General features: G+C 68.2%; 2 protein-coding genes. Both read left to right on the top strand.

The window, feature by feature from the left end:
- The coding region (locus ACXJKR_RS31055; RefSeq protein WP_457326129.1) for a glucokinase at positions 1 to 671 on the top strand (671 nt) is incomplete at its 5' end.
- Positions 672 to 1,113: 442 nt separating this feature from the next.
- The coding region (locus ACXJKR_RS31050; protein ID WP_457326128.1) for a TonB-dependent receptor plug domain-containing protein at positions 1,114 to 1,921 on the top strand (808 nt) is incomplete at its 3' end.

Genomic DNA, 1,921 nt, shown 5'->3' with positions numbered 1-1,921 from the left:
CCCAGGCGCTGTCGCTACCGCGGCTGCGGGCCGACCAGCTGCGCGCCTGGGGTGCGCCCCCGCCGGCGACCGGTGACGTGRCCGTGGGCACGGTCATGGCCGTCATCGGCCCGGGCACCGGCCTGGGCGTGGGTGGCGTCGTGCGCGCCCCCGGACGCTGGCTGGCGCTGCCGGGTGAGGGTGGGCACGCGACGCTGGCGCCGGCGGACGATTTTGAGAGCGCCGTGCTGAGCCAGGCGCGCCGCGAGTTCCCCCATGTGTCGGCCGAGCGCTTCCTGTCGGGCATCGGGCTGCCGGTGCTGTGCCGCGCCGTGGCGGCCGCGCTCGGCGAGGGCGAAGACGTCAGCTCGCTGCCGACCGAGCAGATCGTCGCCCGGGGCCTGGCCGGCGAATCGACCGCCTGTGTACGCACGGTGGACGTTTTCTGCGCCATGCTGGGCGGCTTTGCCGGCAGCGTCGCGTTGACGCTGGGCTCGCGCGGCGGCGTTTTCATCGGCGGCGGCATCGTGCCGCGCCTGGGCGAGCGCTTCTTCCAATCGGAGTTCCGCGCCCGTTTCGAGGCCAAGGGGCGCTTCCAGCCCTTCCTGGCGGGCATCCCCACGGCCCTCATCACCGACACGCTGGCCGCATTGTCCGGCGCCGCCCTGGCGCTGGAGCAGGCCGACGCCTGACACGGCGCGCGCGGTCTGCGCGCGCCGTCTTCTCACACGCGATCTTTGGCACCACGCCGCCGCCGCGCGGCCGGTGTGGCTTCGCCTTGCATGACCGCCCCCTTGCGCCTTGCGTCGCCCTGGCGCGCTCGGTCACGCCGGCAGACCTGTTGTTAACCCCTAAGTTGATGCTGTAGTTGCGCTACAAGTTTTGACTTCTTGCGTAGTTGTTCGCCCTGATGTTTCGTCGGCAGCGTCAATTCCATGCTGGTTTACCCGCGGTTTTTGACTGAAATCGGGTCGTTTCTTCGCAACGTCTAGGGTTTACGCAGATGATGGAAAAAATCTAGTTTTGATACAAACCTGCTCGAGACGTTGGGTTCTCGCCCACGAGACGCGCGCCGGTGGCCCCGGAGGCGGACTTCGGGCCAAGCCGTTTTCCAATGAACTAGAGGAGACATTCATGACCATGAGCCAAGACAAGCGCGGGTCGGGCACCGCGGCGTCGTTCCGCATCAGCCCGATTGCCATCGGCTGCACGTTGCTGATCGCCGCCGCAGGCGCACAAGCGCAGACCCAGCAACTCGAAACGGTGACCGTCACCGGCATCCGCAGAGGCATCGAGGCATCGATCTCGGTCAAGAAGAACGCTGACAACATCGTTGAGTCGGTCTCGGCCGAAGACATCGGCAAGCTGCCCGACATCAGCATCGCCGAGTCCATCGGCCGCCTGCCGGGCCTTTCCGCCCAGCGCGTGGCGGGTCGCGCCCAGGTCATCAGCGTGCGCGGCCTGTCGCCCGATTTCGCCACCTCGCTGCTCAATGGCCGTGAGCTGGTGAGCACCGGCGACAACCGCTCGGTCGAGTTCGATCAGTACCCCTCCGAGCTGCTGGCCGGCGTGAGCGTCTACAAGACGCCGGACGGCGGCCTGGTCGGCCAGGGCCTGTCCGGCACCATCGACATGCAGACCGTGCGCCCGTTGAACTTCGGCAGCCGCGTGATGGCCGTCAACGTGCGCGGTCAGAGGAATTCGCTGGGCGGTGCCGCCGGTTCCAAGGGCACGGGCAACCGCGTCAGCGCCAGCTACATCGACCAGTTCGCCGACCGCACCGTCGGTCTGGTGCTGGGTTATGCCCACCAGGAAACCCCGATCCAGGAAGAGCAGGTCGGCCTGTACGAGCCCTGGCAGTCGCTGGGCGCCGGCTGGCGTCCGGGCGTGGCGGCAGGTACGTTCTATTCCGATGGCATCAAGGCCCTGCGCCGCACCGGGG

This window comes from Roseateles sp. P5_E11, from assembly GCF_054049355.1.
The sequence above is the reverse complement of the archived record's forward strand: the minus strand, read 5'-3'. Positions and strand labels throughout refer to the sequence as shown.